This window comes from Acidovorax sp. JMULE5 (assembly GCF_013376875.1).
Classification (GTDB): domain Bacteria; phylum Pseudomonadota; class Gammaproteobacteria; order Burkholderiales; family Burkholderiaceae_C; genus Acidovorax; species Acidovorax facilis.
In genome coordinates this window covers 1021228-1041189 of record NZ_CP035951.1, presented here as the reverse complement: position 1 = coordinate 1041189, position 19962 = coordinate 1021228, and the positions used below count along the sequence as shown (strand labels likewise).

Genomic DNA, 19962 nt, shown 5'->3' with positions numbered 1-19962 from the left:
GCACGCCCATGCAAGCTCTTGCTACCACCACTGAACGGGTTCCTGAGGGACTACTTCTAGCGCAGCCCGTACTGGATGCACATGCGCAACTTTTGTTGCCAGAGGGGACGCCTGTCACGCGCGAAATTCTCAACAACTTGCAGCATCGAGGTATCGACACGATTTTTGTGAATGCCCCCGAGGAGCTAGCACAGCGCAATGGAAAAGTGGATCCGGTTGAGCAACGGGTACTGACGGAACAGCGTTTGTTGCACTTGTTCAGGCCTGCCCTGCGGGCAGGGCAGCTCAACCCATTGCTGCACATGATTTTGAGGCACCGGCTTGAGGAGAGGCCATGAAGCAACTCACTGCGGATGCGATCTTGCACAGCGTGCACGGATTGCCAGCCTTGCCAGCAGTCGTGCTGGAGTTGATCCAGTCCTTTGGCGACAGTGATGTTTCGGCGGAGCAACTGGCCATAAAGATATCGCACGACCAGGCCATTGCCGCGAAAACCCTTCGACTTGCGAATTCTTCCTTCTACGGGTTGCCGCGTCAGGTCACTTCGATCACTGAGGCTACGGCAATCCTGGGGCTGCGCACATTGCGCGGCGTGGCAACGGCCGCTGGCCTTGTCAGCGGGTTTGCCAAGTCGCGCTGCCAAGGCTTCGACTTCGATGCGTTCTGGTGCCATTCCATCGGTACGGCGCTTACCTGCCGGGCCCTGGCGCAGCGCACCCGATTGGACGAAGACGCCGCGTTTACGTTGGGGCTGTTGCATGACATTGGGCGCTTGGTTCTGGTCAGCTCCTATGAGGAGGAATATGCCCAGGCCATTGCATATCGGACAGAACATGACTGTTTCATGCACGTTGCAGAACAGCACCAATTTGGTGTTGACCACGCAGAGGTTGGCGGCCTTATCGCGGAGCATTGGCACTTTGCCCCAGAGATCGTCGCAGCCATCGCATGCCATCACAGGCCTCGGTCCCCTGCTGGCAAAGGGCTCATGGATCTCGTCCATGTTGCTGACAACATTGCCCATGGCCTCGATCTTTCGCACCAGGAAGATGACATGGTGCCGTTGCTGTCACTGGATGCCTGGGGCAGGCTCGCACTGGGTGAGAAGGACTACAGGGAAGTTTTTGACACCGTTGCTGAACAACATGACGTCGTCTGTCACGCGTTGCTGGCCTGAAGGAGGGTTGACATGAGTTCTCACGATCCGCTATTGGCTGAGTCCGCAAACGCGACATGCTCGCCGCTGTCTGCCGCCGATGTCACGGCAGACCGGGTCAAGGAACTGCTGCGCTCCAATGAGGAGCTGATGCAACTGAATGCCAAACTTTCGGATGCACAAGACAAGCTCATGCAGTCGGAAAAAATGGCCTCCATCGGGCAACTGGCTGCCGGGGTGGCCCACGAAATCAACAATCCGATTGGATTCATATTCTCTAATTTCGGGACTCTTGAACGCTATCTAGGTGATCTTTTTCAGATGCTCGCTGCCTATGAAGAGGCCGAGTCCGCATTGGCAGGCACTCCGGCAGCAGCCCGTCTGAGGGCTCTGCGCGAAAAGATAGAACTGGACTTTCTGAAGGAGGACATCCCCTCGTTGATGGCAGAGTCGAAAGACGGCATCACGCGGGTGCGCAATATTGTCCAGAACCTGAAGGACTTCTCCCGGGTGGACACCTCGCAAAAGTGGGTTCTGGCCGATTTGCACCATGGCATTGACTCCACACTGAACATCGTCAACAACGAAATCAAATACAAGGCGGAGGTCGTCAAGGCGTACGGTGAACTCCCGGATATCGAGTGCCTTCCGTCTGAACTCAATCAGGTTTTCATGAACCTCCTGGTCAACGCTGCGCACGCCATCCAGGCTGACAGGGGCGTCATCACCATCAGCACCGGCGCTGACGACAGCCGGGTGTGGGTGGAAATACAGGATACCGGCGAGGGCATTGCCAAAGAGAATCTGGGAAGAATTTTCGACCCTTTCTTTACCACCAAAGCGGTGGGCAAAGGGACCGGGCTTGGACTGTCTCTTTCCTATGGCATCGTCAAGAAGCACTTTGGCAGCATTGACGTGTTCAGCGAGCAGGGGATTGGGACTCGTTTTCGTGTCACGCTGCCGATTCAGCACCCGCAGGAGGCTTGAGGTGTGAATTCCCCTATCGACGTCACCGCTTTGTCAGGGGCGGCTTTGCAAGAGGAGGGCGCCAGCCTGCAGGGCAGTGGTCAGCGCGTCTGGCGCATTCTGTGCGTGGACGATGAGCCCAACATTGTGGCCTCGCTCAGGCGGCTGTTTCGTGGCAGCGGATACCAGGTGACAACGGCCACGAGTGGTGCACAAGCCATTGCGCACCTGGAGCAAGAGCCAGTGGATCTGGTCTTCTCCGACATGAGAATGCCCGGAATGAGCGGGGCCCAGTTACTGGAGCAGATACGGGTGCGGTGGCCCAAAACGACACGCGTACTGCTCACAGGCTACGCTGACATTGGGTCAACCATTGCAGCCATCAACAGCGGGGAAGTCTATCGGTACATCACCAAGCCGTGGGATGACGGTGAGGTGCTTGCCACGGCTCACCAGATTTTTGAGCGGCATGCCCTGGAAGACGAAAAAACCCGGTTGGAAGAACTGCTCAGGGCCAAAAACCAGGCCTTGATGGAATTGAATGAAACCCTGGAGGAAAAGGTCGCGGCGCGCACCAGCGAGTTGCTTCAGCTCAGTCAAAAGATCAAGAAAAACTACCTTACCTCCATCAAGGTGTTTTCCAACCTCATGGAGTGGCGAGGTGGGCAACTCTCCGGCCACTCGCGCCGTGTGGCGGATCTGGCCCGTCGCACCGCACGGGCCATGAACATGGCGGAAGCGGATCAACAGGACGCGTTCATCGCAGGGCTCATGCATGACATTGGGCAGATTGCGTTGCCTGACACCTTGCTGGCCAAACCCGTTCCCAAGCTTTCCGATGAAGAAACTGCACAATACCGAAGGCATGCCGTTCTGGGAGAGCAGGCACTGATGGCGCTGGATGACATGCAGACGGTGTCCAACATCATCCGCAGCCACCACGAGCGGCACGATGGGCTCGGATATCCAGATGGCCTGGTCGGGGAGATGATTCCAATGGGGGCCTGCATCCTCGCTGTGGCTGATACCTACGACGATCTGCAGATCGGCCATCTCAGCTCCACCCCTTTGAGTGCTGCAGACGCACGATCAATGATTGCCAGGGGCAGGGGAACCCAGTTTCATCCCGAAGTGGTGGATGTGTTCCTGCAGATGCTCCTGAAGGCTGCGCCCGTTGCAGACGCTCCGCCGCGCATGCTACGAACGGTACAACTTCAACCCGGCATGATCCTGGCGCGCGATCTGCTGTCCAGCGAAGGCGCTGTATTGCTTGCCGCCGATCACGTGCTCACCGCCGAATTGATCAAGCGGCTGCGATTGCGCGAAGGGCGGGACGATGTGGAAATGATCTTGCCCATAAAACCGTAACGGAGAGGGAGCCAGCCATGCAGAGAATTCTCTTGCTCGATGATGAACACCACGTCTTGGCTGCAATCAAGCGCAGTCTGCGGGCGGGACTCGGTTCTGACCTGCGCATTGAAGAGACCGTAGATCCGGAAGTTGCCTTGGCCAGACTGAGAGAGACCGCCTTTGACGTGGTGATCTCGGACTTTAGGATGCCGCTCATGACTGGCGTGGAGTTTCTGGGTCTGGTGCGAACCATTCAGCCCAAGGCAGTCCGGATGGTTTTAAGCGCGTCGTCCGATTCGGAGAACCTGATGCGAGCCGTCAATGACGCAGAAGTCTTTCGCTATCTGTTGAAGCCCTGGGACGAAAAAGACCTGCTTGGTCACGTCCGCTCAGCCCTGGAGAGAGCGGATCAACTGCGCCATGAAAGTGAACTTGCCGACGTGGGGCGGCATGAATTGGGGCAGCTCAGTGCGACGGAGATGGAGCGCCGTCGATTGGAAGCCATGGAACCCGGATTGACACAGGTGACGTGGGGCCCCAATGGAGAGGTTTTGGGCCCCGAGAACTAGCGTTACGCCTTTTGTGCTGGGCAGCGTCGTGATGCCGGGACGCTGGATTGCATAACAGAGAAGCCTGCCAAAAGACTGTGGATAGAATGTTTGTGATTTAACATAATATACATCGTATCTACTATAGAAGATAGCGTCACATGGGACCGTGCCATTCCTTATGATGGCCCACCAATCGCACGAGAAGGCGCCATGAACATCGACACCACGTCTTTGATTCGGGACATGGGAATGAACGCGGGCCTGCTGTGTTTTCTGGCCGCGCTGTACAGCATTGTCCTGAGTGGCTTGCGCCATCCCGACCTGGGCATTCGGAAAGCGCGGCAACGATGGTTGCCCTGGATCACAGGGCTGATGTTCGGAGTCACCGGCATCCTGACCATGCTCGTGCCTTTGCGGCTGGCCGAAGGCGTGATCGTTGACGCCAGGTTGGTGATGGCGGGTCTGGCCGGCGCCTATCTGTCGCCCTTGGGTGCTGTGCTGTGCGCTGTGGTGCTCGGCGCCTACCGGCTCAGCCTGGGCGGCATCGGCAGCGGCCCGGCCATGGTCGGCATTGTTTTGACCACGGGCATCGGGTGGCTCTGGCAGCGCCACAGGCCTTACTTTTCTCCACTGCGTTTTGGAGCCTTGTCCGTTGGGGTCTGGCTGGTCGGACTCGGCTTGAGCCTGGCGGCTGGCGGCATGCTGGCGATACAGACCTTGCCGCCTGAGATTGCGCGGGCGGTCACAGCGCGCTCCTGGATGGCTGTGGTGGTGATCTACCCCATCGGCACGGTGCTGCTGGGGTTTCTTCTGGACAACACGCAAAAACTCAACCAGCGCGAAGAGACCCTGGAGCAGACAGCCGAGACCTTGAAGACCATGCTGGCCGAAGCGCGGCAGGCCGCCAGCGTGTTCGTCAACAGCAAGGACACGATTGCCATCGTGCAACCGGACGGCACCGTGCTGGATGTCAACCCGACCTACAGCAACGTTTTGGGCTACTCGCGTGAAGAACTGATTGGCAAGTCATCTGCCGTCCTGCGCCTCGACGAAGGGGGCGAATCCACATTCCTGCGCCGCGTCGCGCAGGCCATCGAGCGAGACGGCCGATGGCATGGCGAACTGGTCAGGCGCCGTAAAAACGGCGAAGCCTTTGTCTCGGAGGTCACCATCGAAGGCATCAAGGACCCGGACGGCGTCGTGCGCAAATGGGTGTCTGTGGGCAAGGATGTGACCGAGCAGCGCCGCCTGGAGCAGGCCCTGCAGCAGTTTGGCAACTACGACGCCCTCACCGGCCTGTCCAGCCGCCGCCTTTTTGCCAAGGAGCTGAATGCGACCCTCCAGAAACGCATCGAAACCAATGGCATCCTGGCCCTGTGTTTGCTGGACATCGACCAGTTCAAGGACCTCAACGAGCAATGGGGCCAGCCCCTGGCAGACCAGTACCTCCGAGTTTTTGCACAGCGCCTCAGGGTCGAGACGGGGCCAGACAACCTCATTGGCCGCATTGGCGGCGATGAATTCGCCGTGGCACTGAAAGACTGCGCGCACACCGAAGCCGCCATGCAGCGGCTGGAGGGCCTGCGCCAGTCGCTCGCGCGGACGGCCGTTCTGGACAATGTGCAACTGCGCCTGACCTGCAGCGCCGGGGTCACGTTCTATCCCGATGATCTGGGGGACGCTGACGGCCTACTGCGCCATGCAGACCTGGCGCTGTATGCGGCCAAGGAACAAGGCAAGGACCGGATCGCGGTGTTCGACGTCCAGCAGGGCCAGCGGCTGCAAGCGCGCAGGCACACGGCCAAGCTGGTCGAAGACGCCCTGCTGCAAGGCGAGATGGAGCTGTTTTTTCAGCCCAAGGTCAGAATCTCGGATGGGCAGGTGATTGGTGCCGAATCCTTGATCCGGTGGCACCATCCCGAGCGGGGGCTGCTGGCGCCGGGTGCGTTTATGGATGACATTGTGGGCACCCCTGCTTCCGGCAAACTGGACTATTGGGTGCTGGACGCTGCATTCAAAGCCGGGCACACGCTCGTCACCCAGGGCTGCCCCCTGCCCTTGAGCATCAACATCGCAGTGCCCACACTGATCGACAGCCAGTTTCAGCAGGAAGTCGCGCGACTGCTCAAGCAGCACCCGACCCTGCCCCAGCCTTTTCTGGAGGTCGAGTTGCTGGAAACCGAAACCTTCAACGATCTCTCGGCCGTGGCCTATGTCATCCAGGGGCTGGACGATCTGGGCGTGCACTGCTCCATCGACGACTTCGGCACGGGCTACTCATCGCTCACCTATCTGCAACGCCTGCCCGCACAGATCGTGAAGATCGACCAGTCCTTCGTGCGCGAGATGCTCGACAACGAGCGCGATCGCGCCCTGGTGCGCGGCATCGTGAGCCTGGCCCACGCATTCAACCGCACCGTGGTGGCGGAAGGCGTGGAAACCCCGGCCCATGCCGAGGCACTGCGCGATCTGGGGTGCGATGGCCTGCAGGGCTATGGCATTGCCAGGCCGATGCCGCTGCCGGATCTGATCCGCTGGATCCGGGCGTGGCAGCCGCCGCTTGAGTGGGTTGGTGCCCGGCAGCCGGTGCGCTGACTGTCTGCGGGGCTTCCTTGCAAACCCCGCAGAAAGCAAAAACAGGCATGGATCGCCCTTGGGCCCGCGAACTGGCGGTAACTCGAAGCGAATGCAGGTTTCCGGCTCCACCCTCCTCCCCCACCCGCTACCATCCACGCCCATGAATCCTACAAGCCCCGCCCCATCCCTCCGGTCTTCCATTCACTTTGGCCACACAGGCCGCGTCTGCATCGTTACCGGTGGCGCGCAAGGCATTGGTGAAGCCTGCGTCCGCCGCTTTGCAGTTGAAGGCGCCAAACCGGTGATCGTAGATGTGGACGATGCGCGCGGCCAGGCCCTGGCTGCGGAACTGGGCGCGCTGTATGTGCGCTGTGATGTGGGTGACAAGGCGCAGGTGGATGCGCTGGTCGCCCAGGTGCTGGCCGCCCACGGACGCATCGACGTGCTGGTGAACAACGCTGGCATCTTCCGCGCGGCGGATTTTCTGGAGGTGACCGAGGCCGACTTTGATGCCGTGCTGCGGGTCAACCTCAAGGGCTCGTTCCTCGTCGGCCAGGCCGTGGCCCGGGCCATGGTCTCATCGGGTGGCGGTTCTATCGTCAACATGAGCTCGGTCAACGGTGTGCTGACCATTCCCAATATCTCCAGCTACAACGTGAGCAAGGGCGGCGTGAACCAACTCACGCGGGTGATGGCCCTGGCGCTGGCCGACAAGAACATCCGTGTTAACGCCGTGGCCCCGGGCACCATCGCCACCGAGCTGGCCGCCAAGGCGGTGCTGACCAGCGATGAGGCCAAGAACAAGATCATGAGCCGCACGCCCATGAAGCGGCTGGGCGAGCCGTCGGAGATTGCCGATGTGGTGGCCTGGCTGGCCAGCGACGCCGCAAGTTATGTGACCGGCGAGATCGTGACCGTGGATGGCGGGCGCATGACGCTGAATTACACCGTTCCGGTCTGATTCAAAGAAATACTACAAAATTGATAGCTATTAGCGCTTGATGGGTAAGCGCTAGCGGCCATTTTTTGTTGTATTTCTATGCCTGTGGCATGCGCCGCAGCAGGCCCGCCATGCTGCGTGGCCAGCCGACCGGACCGAACCAGGCGCCACCTGCAATCGCCCAGGCGTTGACCACGCCGTACAGCACCAGCGCCACGGCTTGTGCGGCAAACACCGCCGCCAAACCACCACCCCAGCGCAGCGCCAGCCAGCCGCCAGTCACGGCCACCGCCAAGCGCGTGATGTTGCCGATGACGGGCCAGAGCAAGCGCCCAGCCCCTTGGGAGGCAAAGTACAGCACCAAGCCCAAGCCGAAAAAGCCGTATACGGGCCCGACGGTACGCAGATACAGCGCGCCCGCCTCCAGCATCGCGGGGTCGCTGTTGAAAAGCGACAGCCACGCATGGGGAAACGCCGCCGCCCACAGACCAATCGCCTCGGCCATTGCAAAAGCGATGGCCGCGCCGATCCAGGTGGCGCGCAGGGCGCGCTCACGCTGGCCCGCGCCGATGCAGGTGCCGACCATGGCCACCAACGGCGCGCCCAGGCCAAATACCAGGGGCACCAGCAGATACTCAAGCCGCGATGCGGTGCCATACCCGGCAATGGCCGCCGTGCCAAAACCGCCGACCAGCGCGGTGGTCACCCCAATCGCCACATTGGTGGCCACGGTCGACACGGTGCCCACCAACCCGACCCGCAGGATGTCCTTGAACAGCACCCAGTGAAACCGGATGTGCGCCAACGATGGCCGCAGCAGGCTGCGCGGCGACCACAGATAGGCGGCCAGCACCACGCTGCCGATCAGGTAGTACGCCATCAGCGCAATGGCCCCGCCTGCAATGCCCAGGCCGGGCACGGGGCCCCAGCCAAAGATCAACAACGGTGACAGCGGCACCAGCACGAAGGCGCCCAGCACCGTGACATAGGCAGGCACGGCCATGTTGCCCGTGCCCCGAATGACGGCCGAAAGCGTGTTGAACAGCCACACCAGAAACGCGCCCGCAAACACCCAGTTGGAATAGACCAGCGCCGCATCCAGCGCGCCACCGGTGCCGCCCATGCGGGTGTAAAGCCAGCGCCCTCCTCCCACCACGCCGACTGTAAAGATCAGCGAGAACACCGCCGCAATGACCAAGGAGTGCAGCACCAGGGCGTCGGCATCATCCCGTCGCCGAGCGCCCAAGGCACGCGCAATGGCCGACGCAATGCCGCCGCCCATGGCACCGGCGGAAGTCATCTGCATCAGCATGACGACCGGGAACACCAGCGCCATGCCCGCCAGCGCATCGGTGCCCAGCTTGCCGACAAAGTAGGTCTCGATGAGCCCGACGCCCGCTTGCGCCAGCATCACCAGCACATTGGGTGCGGCCAGGCGCAGCAGCGTGGGGGCGATGGGCGCCTCCAGCAGCATGCGGGTGCGGGGGTTCAGTGCATCGGTCACATCAAGCCCCTGCCCCATCGGCCGCAGGCCTGCGCGGCACCACGATGCGCACGGTAGACAGCTGCAGCACATCGCCATGCTGGTTGCGGGTCTCACTGCGCACGGTGACCATGCCGCGATCGGGCTTGGATTTGGACGGCTGGATCTCCAGCACCTCGCTCACCACATGCAGCACATCGTTGGCGCGCGTGGGCCGGGGCCAGCTCAACTCGCCCCCTGCCCCGATGATGCCGCCCGCAATGGGTAGCCCACTGGTCACCTGCAGGCGCATGGTCACGGCCGCCGTGTGCCAGCCGCTGGCGGCCAAGCCGCCAAACAGCGTGTCACGCGCTGCGGCGTCATCCAGATGAAACGGCTGCGGGTCGAACTGGGCGGCAAAGCTGGTGATCTGCGCTTCATCCATGGCATGTTCGCCACTTTTGAACTGGTCGCCCACGGCAAGGTCGTCCAGGTAGATCGGTGATTTGCCGGCCATGGAGGCGCTGCGGGCGTGGGGGTCCGTCATGTCATTGGCTTTCAGTCAAGAGGATGGATGCCGTGTGGGCTCAGGCGGCGGAGGCCGCAGGGCGCGCCAATCGCGCCTCACGGATGGGCAGATTGATCAGTGCCGCGCCCACGGCCAGCACGATGTCGATGTACCAGACCCAGTCGTAGCTGCCCGTGGCCTGGAACACGCTGCCGCCCAGATAGGCACCGAAGAAGCCGCCAATCTGGTGCGACAGCATCACGATGCCGAACAGCATGGCCATGTTGGCCGTGCCGAACATCTTGGCCACCAGCCCGGCGGTGGGCGGCACGGTGGAGAGGAACGTCACCCCCATCACGGCGGCGAAGATCAGCACCACAGCCGGTGTCTTGGGCGCGAACAAGAAAATCAGCACCGCCAGACCGCGCGTGGCGTACAGCAGCGACAACAGCGACTTCATGCGCCAGCGGCCTACTGCCCAGCCCATGGCCAGGCTGCCCACAATGTTGAACAGCCCGATGACGGCCAGCGCCCAGCCGCCCACCTCGGGCGCCAACCCGCAAGCTGCGATAACGCCGGGCAAGTGCGTGGCCAAAAACGCGACGTGGAACCCGCACACCAAAAACCCCGCTGCCAGATATCGGTAGCTGGGCGTGGCCAGCGCTTGGGCAATTGCCTCGCGCGCCGTCAGTGCCTTCTGGCCGGATGCAGCGGCAGCCTGCGCCGCCAGCGCGTTGGAATTGCCCTTGAGCACCCACACCGCAGGCAGCGCCAGCAGCACCAGCACACCCAGCCACTGCATGGCGCTGGCCCAGCCCACGGCGGCGGTCAGGCTGATTGCAATGGGCGCCATCAAGAACTGCCCGAACGAGCCACCCGCGTTCACGATGCCACTGGCCAGCCCGCGCTTGCTGGCGGGCACCAGCCGCGCCGTGGCCGCCATCAGCACCGACGGCCCGGCCATGCCCGCGCCGCCTGCCGCCAGCACGCCAATCGCAAAAATCAGCCCGGCCGTGGTCGTCATGTACGGCGTGATGAAAGTGCCCAGCGCCACCAGCGCCACGCCCAGCAGGATCACACGGCCCGTGCCAATGCGGTCGGCCACAGCCCCTGCAAACGGCTGCGTCAGCCCCCACCACAGCTGGCCAAACGCAAAGGCAAGACTGATGCTGCCAATGCCCAATGCCGTGGAGGTGTTGAGCGCCGACAGGAACAGGCCCATGGTCTGGCGCGTGCCCATGGTGAGCGCAAAGGCGCCAGCGGCGGCCAGCAGCACGAGCCACAGGGCCAGTGGCGCGGCGGACTTGGCTGCGACGACCGGAGGGGTGTCGTTATTCGTCATGCCCAGCCTCCTGCACTGGCAGTGCTGCCAGCAAATCGAGCGAGTCGTCCACCAGCGCATGCAGCGCCATCACGCGTTCCACGCCCAGCGTTTCATTCAGCGCGAGTTGCGCAGCCTTCCAGTGGCGCTGCGCCTCGGCACGTTTTTCGCGACCTGCGTCGGTGATGTGGGCCAGGCGGCTGCGAGCATCGGCGCCCGCCTCCAATGTGACCCACCCTGCATCCACCAGGGGGCGCAGGTTGCGCGTCAGCGTGGACGCATCCATCTTCATGGCCATCGCCAGGTCGCTCGGGCGGATAGGCCCCAGCGTGAGCACATGCGACAGCAGCGAATACTGCGTGGTCTTGAGCCCGCACTTCGCCATTTCGGCGTCGTAGTGCGCGGCTATGCGGCGCATCAGCTGGCGCAGCTTGAAGTTGGTGCAGCCCCGTGGCAGCACGGGGGCCAGGGTGGTTGGTTCGGCTTGCATGGATTTAATTGTATCTGCAATAATTGCATATACAACTCATGCATGTAAACCCCGCCAACAACCCGGACACCCCCAATGACACAGCACAACCAACTGGAACACTGGCTTGCACAAGAGCGCGACATCCTCGCCACCCTGGACGCAGGCCCCGGCCCTGGCGTGGCCCGGCGCGAGCAGATCGCCCACCTGAACGGACTGCAGCAGATGCAGGCCATGCTGCGCGGCGAACTGCCCTACGCCGCCATCGCCAAGACGCTGGACTTCTTGATCGTGGAAGTGGGCGAAGGCACAGCCATCTTCCAGGGCACGCCCCGCGCTGAGCACCTCAATCCCATGGGCACCGTGCACGGCGGCTGGTTCGCCACCCTGCTCGACTCGGCCCTGGGCTGCTCCATCCATACGCGCATGGAGCCCGGGCGGGGCTACACCACGGCCGAGCTGGGCATCAACCTGGTCAAGGCCATCACGCCCAAGGTGCAGCGTGTGCGCGCCGAAGGCCGGGTGATCCACAGCGGGCGCCAGTTGGCCACGGCCGAAGCGCGCCTCGTGGGGCCGGACGGCACGCTGTACGCCCACGCCACCACCACCTGCCTGGTTTTTGACATGCCTGCACAATCGAAGGGATGAAATTCCTCCACACGATGCTGCGCGTTGGCAACCTTCAACGCTCGATTGATTTCTACACCAACGTTCTGGGCATGCAGCTGCTGCGCCAGTCCGAGAACCCCGAGTACAAATACTCGCTGGCCTTCCTCGGTTTCGAAGGCGGCAACCCCGGCCAGGCCGAGATAGAGCTGACCTACAACTGGGGCGTGGAAAGCTACGAGATGGGCACTGCCTATGGCCACATCGCTCTGGGTGTTCCGGATGCTTACGCGGCGTGCGAGAAGATCAAGGCCTCGGGCGGCAACGTGACGCGCGAAGCGGGCCCGGTCAAAGGCGGCACCACAGTCATCGCCTTTGTGACGGACCCGGATGGCTACAAGATTGAATTGATCCAGCGCACCGAGGGGGCTGGTGGCGCAGGTTTGCGTTAATCATCACTATCAAATATATAGCTACTAGCGCATGATGGATAAGCGCTAGAGGAAAATTTGACTCAGTAAAAAACCCGGCACTGCCGGGTTTTTTTATGGAGCGACCTGCTGCAGGTCATTACGCAGGCCTCAAGCGCCCAGTGCCACTTCCACGCGGCGCGCTTCGGCGTTGGTGCCGGTGGCGGTGGTTTCCTCAGGCTTCTTCAGCTCGATCTTGTCTTCCGCCACGCCCAGGGCCTTGAGCGCATCGCGCACCGCAAAGGCGCGCTGCTTGGCCAGCTCGGCGTTCAGGGCTGCGTCACCCGTGGCGTCGTGAAAGCCCGAGATCACAGCCTTCTTGCCCTCGGCCACACCCTTGACCACATCAGCCAGGACTTCGTCGGCGCCAGGGGCCAGTTCTGCCTTGGCGGTGGCAAAGTAGAACTTCACCACACCGTCTTCCACACGCACGCTGGCTTCTTCCAACACGACCGATGCGGCGGGTGCGCTGTCTGCCAAAGCCGTCGCAGCAGGCTTGGCGGCACCCGAAGTGCCCACGCGCTTGACCACCACGGTGCCGACCACCACCGAGATCACCAGCGCAATGAGTGCGAACAGGAAACCCAGGGCAAAACGTTGTTGGCTATCGTCGTCAGAACTAGACATTGGAGATTCCTGCAGTGATTAAGAAAAAGAATGGATGCTGGGGCAGTGGCAAAACCTGCAAACACAAGTCCCCAGAGCGTTAAAGCAAAGCTTTCGATTGTAGAGTGAACCCATGACGAACCTGCCCGCCCCGCCGCGAGATCCGGCCCCCATGCTGGAGCGCGCCCTGAACGAATGGGGTGGTCACGAAGACCTGTGGATCTTTGGCTACGGCTCGCTCATCTGGCGCCCGGACTTCGACTATGCCGAGCGCCGCCCGGCCAAGGTGCATGGCTGGCACCGGGCGCTCAAGATGTGGAGCCGTATCAACCGGGGCACGCCCGAATGCCCGGGCCTGGTGTTTGGCATGCTCTCGGGCGGCAGTTGCCGGGGCATGGTGTTCCGTGTGGACAAGGCGCATGCGCGGCAGGTCATGATCAACCTGTGGCAGCGAGAGATGATCACCGCCGTGTACGACCCGCGCTGGCTCGCATGCCACACCCCGCACGGCCCGGTGCGCGCGCTGGCCTTCACCCTGTCGCGCAAAAGCCCCAACCACACGGGCGAGCTGCCCGACCAAGAGTACTGCCGTATTTTTGAGCAGGCCTGTGGGCGCTATGGCACCACGCGGGACTACGCCCAGGCCACGTATGACGAGCTGCGCAGGCACGGCATCCATGACCGGGCCCTGGCCCGTTTGATTGCGCTGGCCCAAAAAGAGGCATAGTGCACATCTTTGCTGGACGCGCATGGGCCCGACGGGGAGACTGCGCCTCGGTGCCAGGTTAAATACCGGGTGGTTTCATTGTTCTAAGGAGTTTGAGTCATGAAGATCCGTTTCGCTTTTGTCCTGTCATCCGTTACGGCGCTGGCCTTGGCGGGCTGTGCAGCCTATACCTCAGGGCCCAGCGCCACCGCCAAACTCGAACCCACGCGCGGCAACACCACCGCTGGCACGGTCACGTTCGTGCAGTCGGGCGACGTGGTGAAGGTGTCTGGCTCCATCAGCGGTCTCAAGCCCAATGCCGAGCACGGCTTTCATGTGCATGAAAAAGGCGACTGCAGCAGCGGCGACGGCATGAGCACCGGCGGCCACTTCAACCCCGGCGGCAAATCCCACGGCCACCACGGCATGGGCGACCACCACACGGGCGACCTGCCCAGCCTCAAGGCCGATGCCAATGGCGTGGCCAGTTTCAGCTTTGAGTCGCGCACGATCCGCGTCGGCAGCACGGCCAATGACATCGTCGGCAAGGGCCTGATCGTGCACCGCGACCCGGACGACTACAAGACCCAGCCCACTGGCAATGCCGGTCCCCGTCTGGCCTGTGCGGTCATTGCCGCCAAGTCATAAACTAAGAGGCTGCTACGGGCTCTTGGGCCTGAACCGCCCCTCCCCCGCAACCCGCCCGCCAGAGATGGCCGGCGGGTTTGGTTTTTGGCAGATCAGGCCGGTGGACGGCTGGCAAGGAGGCGTTCGGCGCGCACCAGATCCTGCACGGTGTCAATGTCCGTCACCGTGCCCTCGTCCTCCACCGCCAGGGTTTGCACCTGCCCTTGCTGAGCAAACTTGCGCACCACGCTGGCGGCACCTTGCTCGCCCGACAGGGCCAGCAGATCCGGCAAGCAGTGCGCAGCAAATCCCACGGGGTGGCCGCGCTCGCCGTGAAAAAACGGCACCGTCACCGCCCTCTTCGCCACGGCCTGTGCCAGCATTTGCAGGGTGTCAGGCCGCACCATAGGCAGATCTCCCGGCAACACCAGCCAGCCCGCCGCATGGGACGTGGCCCGCACCGCCGCCGCAATCGAATCGCCCATGCCCGGATGGCCCACATCCTCCAGGTGCCAGGCCAGCCCGCTGGCGCGCACGGCGGCCAGCGTGTGCTCCAGCACCGGCACCCCCGCCAACAATGCGCGCAGCTTGTGCACCTGCCCGCCCGATGCCACAAACCGATCGCCCCGGCCGGAGGCCAGCACCAGCACCACGGGCAGGCCGGGCGGGGTGGTGGTGGTGCAAGGAGTGGCGGTGTTGATGGTGGCAGGCTGGGTAGGCATATCGCGCCATGCTAAGCCAACGGCTTCGCCCTGCCCTGCCCAAGCTGACTCAAGCCAGCGTATAGCCGCCATCCACCACCAGGTTGTGCCCGCTCACGTAGCTGGCCGCTTCCGACAGCAACAACAGCACCGGCCCGGCCATGTCCTCGGGCCGCGCGGGGCGCCCTGCGGGCGATGACTGCAGGGCGGCGCGCATGTTGTCCTCGCCGCCAAAACCCGCCAGCGCCATGGGCGTGATGGTGGGCCCCGGGCTCACGGCGTTCACTCGGATGCCCTGCTGAAAATATTCCAGCGCAGCGTTGCGCGTCAGGCCCAGGGCCGCGTGTTTGCTGGCTGTGTAGGCCGAGATGCCCGCAAACGCCACGCCGGACGAGATCGACAAGTTGTTCACGATGGCACCGCCACCGGTGCTCAGCATGGCCGCAATCTGGTGCTTCATGGCGTGGAAGATGCCCATCACGTTGGCCTGCAACACCGCCTGAACATCGGCCGCTGCCAGCGTGTGCAGCGGCGCGCCCGTGCCCAGCGCCCCCGCATTGTTGAAAGCGCCGTCCAGCCGCCCAAAGCGCTTTACGGTGGCCTCGACACAACGCTGCACGCTGGTCTCGTCCGTCACGTCCACGGGCGTGACCCAGGCCTCCCCGCCTGCGGCCCGCACCTGCTGGGCCACGGCTTCGCAGTCGGCCACGCGGCGCGCGGCCAGCACCACACGGGCGCGCTGGCGCCCCAGGGCCACGGCCGTGGCCGCGCCAATGCCAGACGAGGCACCGGTGACCAGGATGGCCTTGCCAGCCAGATTCCATTCGCTGTTTTGCATGTTGTTTCTCCTTGGGTTGTGCAAATCAGCGGCTAGCTTATTGACGCATTCATCACGCATAAATAGCCAAAAAATGGATTGGTTGGTGAATATGATTCACCAATGAACCTGGACCTGGCCGATCTCAAACTCCTCAGCACCGTGGCACGACACCTCAGCTTTCGCATGGCCGCGCAAGAGCTGGACCTGTCCGCCTCGGCCGTGAGCCATGCCGTGCGCTCCATCGAAGAACGGCTGGGCGTGCGCATGTTCAGCCGCACCACCCGCAGCGTGTCCCTCACCCCCGCTGGGCGCCAGCTGCTGGACCGCGTGGGCCCGGCGCTGCAGGACATCGCTGCCGCCATCGACGGCATCAACGATTTTCGCGACACCCCACAGGGCCTGCTGCGCATCAACGCCCCTCGCCCCGCGGGCGAGCTGGTGCTGGGCCCCTTGGTGGCCGAGTTTCTGACCCGCCACCCCAAGGCCGAGGTGGAGCTGGTGCTGGACGATGGCTTTGTGGACATCGTGGCAGGGGGCTTCGATGCCGGTGTGCGCTATGGCGAAAGCCTGCAACAGGACATGGTGGCCCTGCCCCTGGGCTCCGCCCAGCGCCTGATGGTGGTGGGTGCGCCCGCGTTGCTAGAGCGTGTGGGCACCCCGCACACGCCCCGCGACCTGCTCACCCTGCCCTGCGTGCGCATCCGGTTTCCCAGCGGCGCGCGCTACGCGTGGGAGTTCGAAAAAGCCGGAGAGAAGGTAGCGGTGGACGTGGAAGGCCGCCTGACGGTGGGCGAGATGCCGCTCATGCTGCAGGCCGCGTTGGCCGGCGTGGGCTTTGCCTACATGTACGAGCCCTACGCCCGCGCGGCCCTGGCCAGCGGAGCGCTGGTCAGCGTGCTGGATGACTGGTGCCCGCCGATTCCGGGTTTCTATCTGTACTACCCCAGCCGCAAGCTGCCCACAGCCACGTTGGCGGCGTTTATCGAAATGGTCAAAGCCGCGCAGTGGCCGGGTTGATGGGTAGTCAAGGCGCAAGCGGGAGGGCGTGCGGCGTATGACCGCGCGCTCGAATCGTTCTCCAAACCGCTGATGCGGCGCTACGAAAGCCAATACCGCTTTGCCACCCTGCAAACCTACCCCGATGGCGTAACCAGCGACTTCCACTTTGCGGCCGAGCAAGGCGCCCAGCACGCCTGGCGCTAGCCAGACCTGACCACCCATGTGCGCTACTTCAGCGACCTGCTGCGCGACAGACGGCTTCATGCTGATTTCGGACTTGGGCTCGATTTCCATTGGCCAGCAGTTTTCGACCCGAAGCGGTCTGTTTGCCGTGCAATAGAGATCGGCCATTGCCTGCCCTTCAGTTAAAGTCCCCGCCCTCCGGGTGATTTCTGCCCGCATCGCGCACCTCACATCCCAAGGGGCATTGGCTCCCCGGTAACGGGGACTGAAAAAAAATCTGCGACTTTGGGTGGTACGTCGGCTGATGCGGCCGTGCAAACTGCAGTTCGCGAAGCTAGAAAAACAATATGCTGTTAACCGATATAGCCGTCGAGCACACTTTGGTGTCCAAAAAGGATGGCGTTCGTCAGACTTTCTTGCTGCATCCTTTTACCGATACACAGCGCGATTCACTTGGCAAATTCGAACTCGTTCGTGACGTCAGCCAGCCAGGATTCAAAGACGTGAAACGTTCAACCTTCGTGACGTTTCAACAATTAGCGGAGTTGTATGCGAAAGGCGTGCTCGAAGAATTCGGGTTTTCCGTTCGCATGTGTCCAGGTCAAGGAACGTACCCTGCCAAGCTGCCAGCCAAAAAGATACTGCCAATCAGCATCAAGCCAGGCTCTTCTTTCGACCTGGCGGTGCAAAAGGTGGATATATCAAAACCGGCCACGCGCGAATTGAAAACAGCCTTGCTTCGCACCAACGTCCAAATTTAAGAATCACGACGCTGATCGATATAGGAGCCACTGTGAATCCACCCATTGCGCATGCTGAACTGATTGCCACGTTCAAGCGAGCCGAGGCGGATGCCGCTCACAAGTTTGGGCTGATCAAAGCTGCTGCAAATAAAGGCCCCAAGGCAATACAAGCCGCCACCGAAACAGCGGAAAAAGCCGCAAAACGCAGAGACTCGTTTGCGAAAAAACTGGAAATTCTGGGGGTGAACCTCAAGGATTGAGCGCCGCCAAGCCTACGGCGTAACACCAACCATTGGTGGCTGCGCACAACGGGCACTGATCGTCAAAGTAATCTCTGTAATCGAAAAACAGAATCGGTAATAGGCTTGCATCAATTGGCTTGATTTCCAAGCGCAGAAGTGAAAGCGTTTTTTTCGGATCGCGAAGGTGTGGAGAGAGATTGGAAGCCAGCTTTAGATGTCGCATCCCGGACGATTGCATAGACTCCAAACGCTATCCACTCTTCATGGCGCGAGCGGTTCTAAAGGAGTTGATAGAGTCCTTGCAATCCACCCAGGGAGTGAAGCCATGTTGATAGCCCTGCACAAGAACGCCCGCACCACGCCCGCCGTGCGTGCCGAGATCGCAGCCAGCGATGAACCAGCCAGCGTCCTGGCCCAGCGCTTTGGGATCACTGAGCAGACGGTCTACAAGTGGAAGAAGCGTTCCGTCTTTGCAGACCGCTCTCACACTGCCCACCACCTGCAGACCGTGCTTACGCCAGCACAAGAAACAGTGGTGGTTCACTTGCGGCGTACCTTGCTGCTGCCTTTGGATGACCTGCTGGCCGTGACACGGGAGTTCATCTGTCCCCATGTCTCGCGCTCCGGGCTGGACAGGTGCTTGCGCCGCCATGGAGCGGGCAACCTCAATGCTCTAAAGCCCCAGCAGCCTGCGCTGGCCTACAAGACCTTCAAGAGCTACGAGCCAGGCTACGTGCACATGGACGTGAAGTACCTGCCCCAGATGCAGGATGAGAGCAGCCGGCGCTACCTGTTCGTGGCTATCGATAGGGCCACGCGTTGGGTGTTTGTGCAGCTCAAGTCCAACAAGACCGCCGCCAGTGCACAGGCCTTCCTCAAGGCGTTGCACAAGGCCTGTCCGATCAGGATCAACAAGCTGTTGACCGACAACGGCAAAGAGTTCACGGACCGTCTGTTTGCCAGCCGGGAACGCGAACCCAGCGGCAACCATGAATTCGATCAACTGTGCCAGGAGTTAGGCATCGAGCACCGACTGACCAAGCCCAGAACACCCAGAACCAACGGCATGGTGGAGCGATTTAACGGCCGCATTGCGGACGTTCTGAAGACCCACCGATTCAACAGCCGCGAAGACATGGAGCAGACCTTGTTGCGCTATGTGGCGTTGTACAACCACCAGCTACCGCAGTCAGCGCTCAAGAGCAGTACGCCGATGCAGGCGATGAAAGAGTGGTACCAGACCCACCCGCACCTGTTTCTCAAGCGACCATATGATCGTCCGGGATGCGACATTTAGACCAGGAGCGGACATCGCATTGGTCCCGCTTGATTCAAAAGCTATGTATCAGCGTCTGTTATGTCAAATCGTTTGCGCTTGGTAGTCGCATTCTTAACTCTCAATCTCGTTTTCGGCGCCTCCATTGCCTTTGAGAAAATGCTCGCTGACAAAACGGTTGAAGGGACCGAAACGCATATTCATTTGGCGGAGCACAAGATGCGAACGTGTGGCGTAGAGACGCTTCGCTCTAGTGGGAAAGAGGTCGCGATTACTGATGATGGGATGGGTGGACTTATCGTTTCATTCTCGGGAACGACGCACATGACGCTGCAAGTTGTGGCGATATCTGAGGACAGGATGAGCCTGTCAGAAGTTCCCCACTGTCGTGGGCGCCTGGCGCAGGGTCTGGGACAAGGTCATACCGTTCTTTGCCTTCCCGCCCGAGGTGCGCCGCGTGATCTACACGACCAACGCGATTGAGAGCGTGAATGCGAGGCTGCGCAAGATCATCAAAACCCGAGAGCACTTCCCCAGTTACGATGCAGCCACCAAGCTGATCTGGCTGGCACTGCGCAACATCGCCGAAGACTGGGGGCGGGCAGCCAACAACTGGAAGTCAGCGATGAACCAATTTGCGATCCTCTACGAGGACCGGTTCACGAAATCGAGCACGTAAGATA

General features: G+C 61.8%; 22 protein-coding genes and 1 pseudogene. 16 read left to right on the top strand and 7 right to left on the bottom strand.

Features of this window, described 5'->3' with window-relative positions:
- The first annotated feature begins 8 nt into the window (after nt 1–8).
- The 7 genes from EXV95_RS04780 to EXV95_RS04750 all read left to right on the top strand — a co-directional run bounded on the left by EXV95_RS04780 (nt 9) and on the right by EXV95_RS04750 (nt 7561).
- Entirely contained in the window at nt 9–338 is a 330-nt protein-coding gene (locus EXV95_RS04780) for a hypothetical protein (protein ID WP_055397891.1), read from the top strand.
- The gene (locus tag EXV95_RS04775; protein WP_176886001.1) at nt 335–1177 is read left to right on the top strand and encodes an HDOD domain-containing protein; all 843 of its coding nucleotides are present in this window, start codon (nt 335–337) and stop codon (nt 1175–1177) included. The genes EXV95_RS04780 and EXV95_RS04775 overlap by 4 nt, the downstream gene beginning before the upstream one ends.
- Before the next feature lie 12 nt (nt 1178–1189).
- The gene (locus EXV95_RS04770; protein WP_255484921.1) at nt 1190–2143 is read left to right on the top strand and encodes an ATP-binding protein; all 954 of its coding nucleotides are present in this window, start codon (nt 1190–1192) and stop codon (nt 2141–2143) included.
- A gap of 3 nt (nt 2144–2146) precedes the next feature.
- Nucleotides 2147–3490 carry an HD domain-containing phosphohydrolase gene (locus EXV95_RS04765; RefSeq protein ID WP_176886000.1) on the top strand — a complete coding sequence of 448 codons (1344 nt, stop codon included), beginning with the start codon at nt 2147–2149 and terminating at the stop codon, nt 3488–3490.
- A 17-nt stretch (nt 3491–3507) separates the two neighbouring features.
- Nucleotides 3508–4041, top strand: coding sequence for a response regulator (locus EXV95_RS04760; RefSeq protein ID WP_055397897.1), 534 nt, complete (start codon nt 3508–3510; stop codon nt 4039–4041).
- Nucleotides 4042–4233: 192 nt separating this feature from the next.
- Nucleotides 4234–6618, top strand: a complete 2385-nt coding sequence (locus EXV95_RS04755; protein ID WP_176885999.1) for an EAL domain-containing protein — start codon at nt 4234–4236, stop codon at nt 6616–6618.
- A 142-nt stretch (nt 6619–6760) separates the two neighbouring features.
- Nucleotides 6761–7561, top strand: a complete 801-nt coding sequence (locus EXV95_RS04750; protein ID WP_176885998.1) for an SDR family NAD(P)-dependent oxidoreductase — start codon at nt 6761–6763, stop codon at nt 7559–7561.
- 76 nt (nt 7562–7637) lie between these two features.
- Here the strand turns inward: EXV95_RS04750 and EXV95_RS04745 are convergent, their stop codons facing one another.
- The 4 genes from EXV95_RS04745 to EXV95_RS04730 are packed head-to-tail and all read right to left on the bottom strand — an operon-like array spanning nt 7638 to nt 11321.
- Nucleotides 7638–9062, bottom strand: a complete 1425-nt coding sequence (locus tag EXV95_RS04745) for an MATE family efflux transporter (protein WP_176885997.1) — start codon at nt 9060–9062, stop codon at nt 7638–7640.
- The gene (locus EXV95_RS04740) at nt 9046–9549 is read right to left on the bottom strand and encodes a MaoC family dehydratase (protein WP_255484920.1); all 504 of its coding nucleotides are present in this window, start codon (nt 9547–9549) and stop codon (nt 9046–9048) included. The genes EXV95_RS04745 and EXV95_RS04740 overlap by 17 nt, the downstream gene beginning before the upstream one ends.
- 40 nt (nt 9550–9589) lie before the next feature.
- Nucleotides 9590–10852: an MFS transporter gene (locus tag EXV95_RS04735; RefSeq protein ID WP_176885996.1), complete on the bottom strand. Its 1263-nt coding sequence runs from the start codon at nt 10850–10852 to the stop codon at nt 9590–9592.
- Nucleotides 10842–11321, bottom strand: coding sequence for a MarR family winged helix-turn-helix transcriptional regulator (locus EXV95_RS04730; RefSeq protein ID WP_176885995.1), 480 nt, complete (start codon nt 11319–11321; stop codon nt 10842–10844). Before EXV95_RS04730 ends, EXV95_RS04735 begins: the two co-directional genes overlap by 11 nt.
- A 75-nt stretch (nt 11322–11396) precedes the next feature.
- On the opposite strand from EXV95_RS04730, the gene EXV95_RS04725 reads away from it, so the two are divergent.
- A complete protein-coding gene (locus tag EXV95_RS04725) occupies nt 11397–11948 on the top strand; it encodes a PaaI family thioesterase (RefSeq protein WP_121508683.1) in 552 nt (183 codons plus the stop codon).
- A complete protein-coding gene (gloA, locus tag EXV95_RS04720) occupies nt 11945–12358 on the top strand; it encodes a lactoylglutathione lyase (RefSeq protein ID WP_121420190.1) in 414 nt (137 codons plus the stop codon). Before EXV95_RS04725 ends, gloA begins: the two co-directional genes overlap by 4 nt.
- Before the next feature lie 129 nt (nt 12359–12487).
- Here the strand turns inward: gloA and EXV95_RS04715 are convergent, their stop codons facing one another.
- Nucleotides 12488–13003 (bottom strand): OmpA family protein, encoded by a 516-nt coding sequence (locus EXV95_RS04715; RefSeq protein ID WP_055397915.1) that lies wholly within the window; start codon nt 13001–13003, stop codon nt 12488–12490.
- Nucleotides 13004–13115: 112 nt separating this feature from the next.
- On the opposite strand from EXV95_RS04715, the gene EXV95_RS04710 reads away from it, so the two are divergent.
- Both EXV95_RS04710 and EXV95_RS04705 read left to right on the top strand, forming a co-directional pair.
- On the top strand, nt 13116–13709 hold the full coding sequence (locus EXV95_RS04710; protein WP_176885994.1) for a gamma-glutamylcyclotransferase: 594 nt from the start codon (nt 13116–13118) through the stop codon (nt 13707–13709).
- Nucleotides 13710–13808: 99 nt separating this feature from the next.
- Nucleotides 13809–14336, top strand: coding sequence for a superoxide dismutase family protein (locus tag EXV95_RS04705; RefSeq protein ID WP_176885993.1), 528 nt, complete (start codon nt 13809–13811; stop codon nt 14334–14336).
- Between the two features lie 92 nt (nt 14337–14428).
- Here the strand turns inward: EXV95_RS04705 and EXV95_RS04700 are convergent, their stop codons facing one another.
- Nucleotides 14429–15037, bottom strand: a complete 609-nt coding sequence (locus tag EXV95_RS04700; RefSeq protein WP_176885992.1) for an NTP transferase domain-containing protein — start codon at nt 15035–15037, stop codon at nt 14429–14431.
- Nucleotides 15038–15086: 49 nt separating this feature from the next.
- Complete coding sequence (locus tag EXV95_RS04695; RefSeq protein ID WP_176885991.1) at nt 15087–15854, bottom strand: SDR family NAD(P)-dependent oxidoreductase; 768 nt, start codon at nt 15852–15854, stop codon at nt 15087–15089.
- A 102-nt stretch (nt 15855–15956) separates the two neighbouring features.
- On the opposite strand from EXV95_RS04695, the gene EXV95_RS04690 reads away from it, so the two are divergent.
- The 5 genes and pseudogenes from EXV95_RS04690 to EXV95_RS04670 all read left to right on the top strand — a co-directional run.
- On the top strand, nt 15957–16853 hold the full coding sequence (locus tag EXV95_RS04690; protein WP_176885990.1) for a LysR family transcriptional regulator: 897 nt from the start codon (nt 15957–15959) through the stop codon (nt 16851–16853).
- 512 nt (nt 16854–17365) lie between these two features.
- Nucleotides 17366–17779 (top strand): hypothetical protein, encoded by a 414-nt coding sequence (locus tag EXV95_RS04685; RefSeq protein ID WP_176885989.1) that lies wholly within the window; start codon nt 17366–17368, stop codon nt 17777–17779.
- Nucleotides 17780–17811: 32 nt separating this feature from the next.
- A complete protein-coding gene (locus EXV95_RS04680) occupies nt 17812–18021 on the top strand; it encodes a hypothetical protein (protein ID WP_176885988.1) in 210 nt (69 codons plus the stop codon).
- Nucleotides 18022–18328: 307 nt separating this feature from the next.
- Nucleotides 18329–19300 (top strand): IS481 family transposase, encoded by a 972-nt coding sequence (locus tag EXV95_RS04675; protein WP_176885396.1) that lies wholly within the window; start codon nt 18329–18331, stop codon nt 19298–19300.
- A gap of 349 nt (nt 19301–19649) precedes the next feature.
- A pseudogene (locus EXV95_RS04670) lies at nt 19650–19958 on the top strand (transposase); the annotation flags it as partial.
- Nucleotides 19959–19962: the final 4 nt, after the last annotated feature.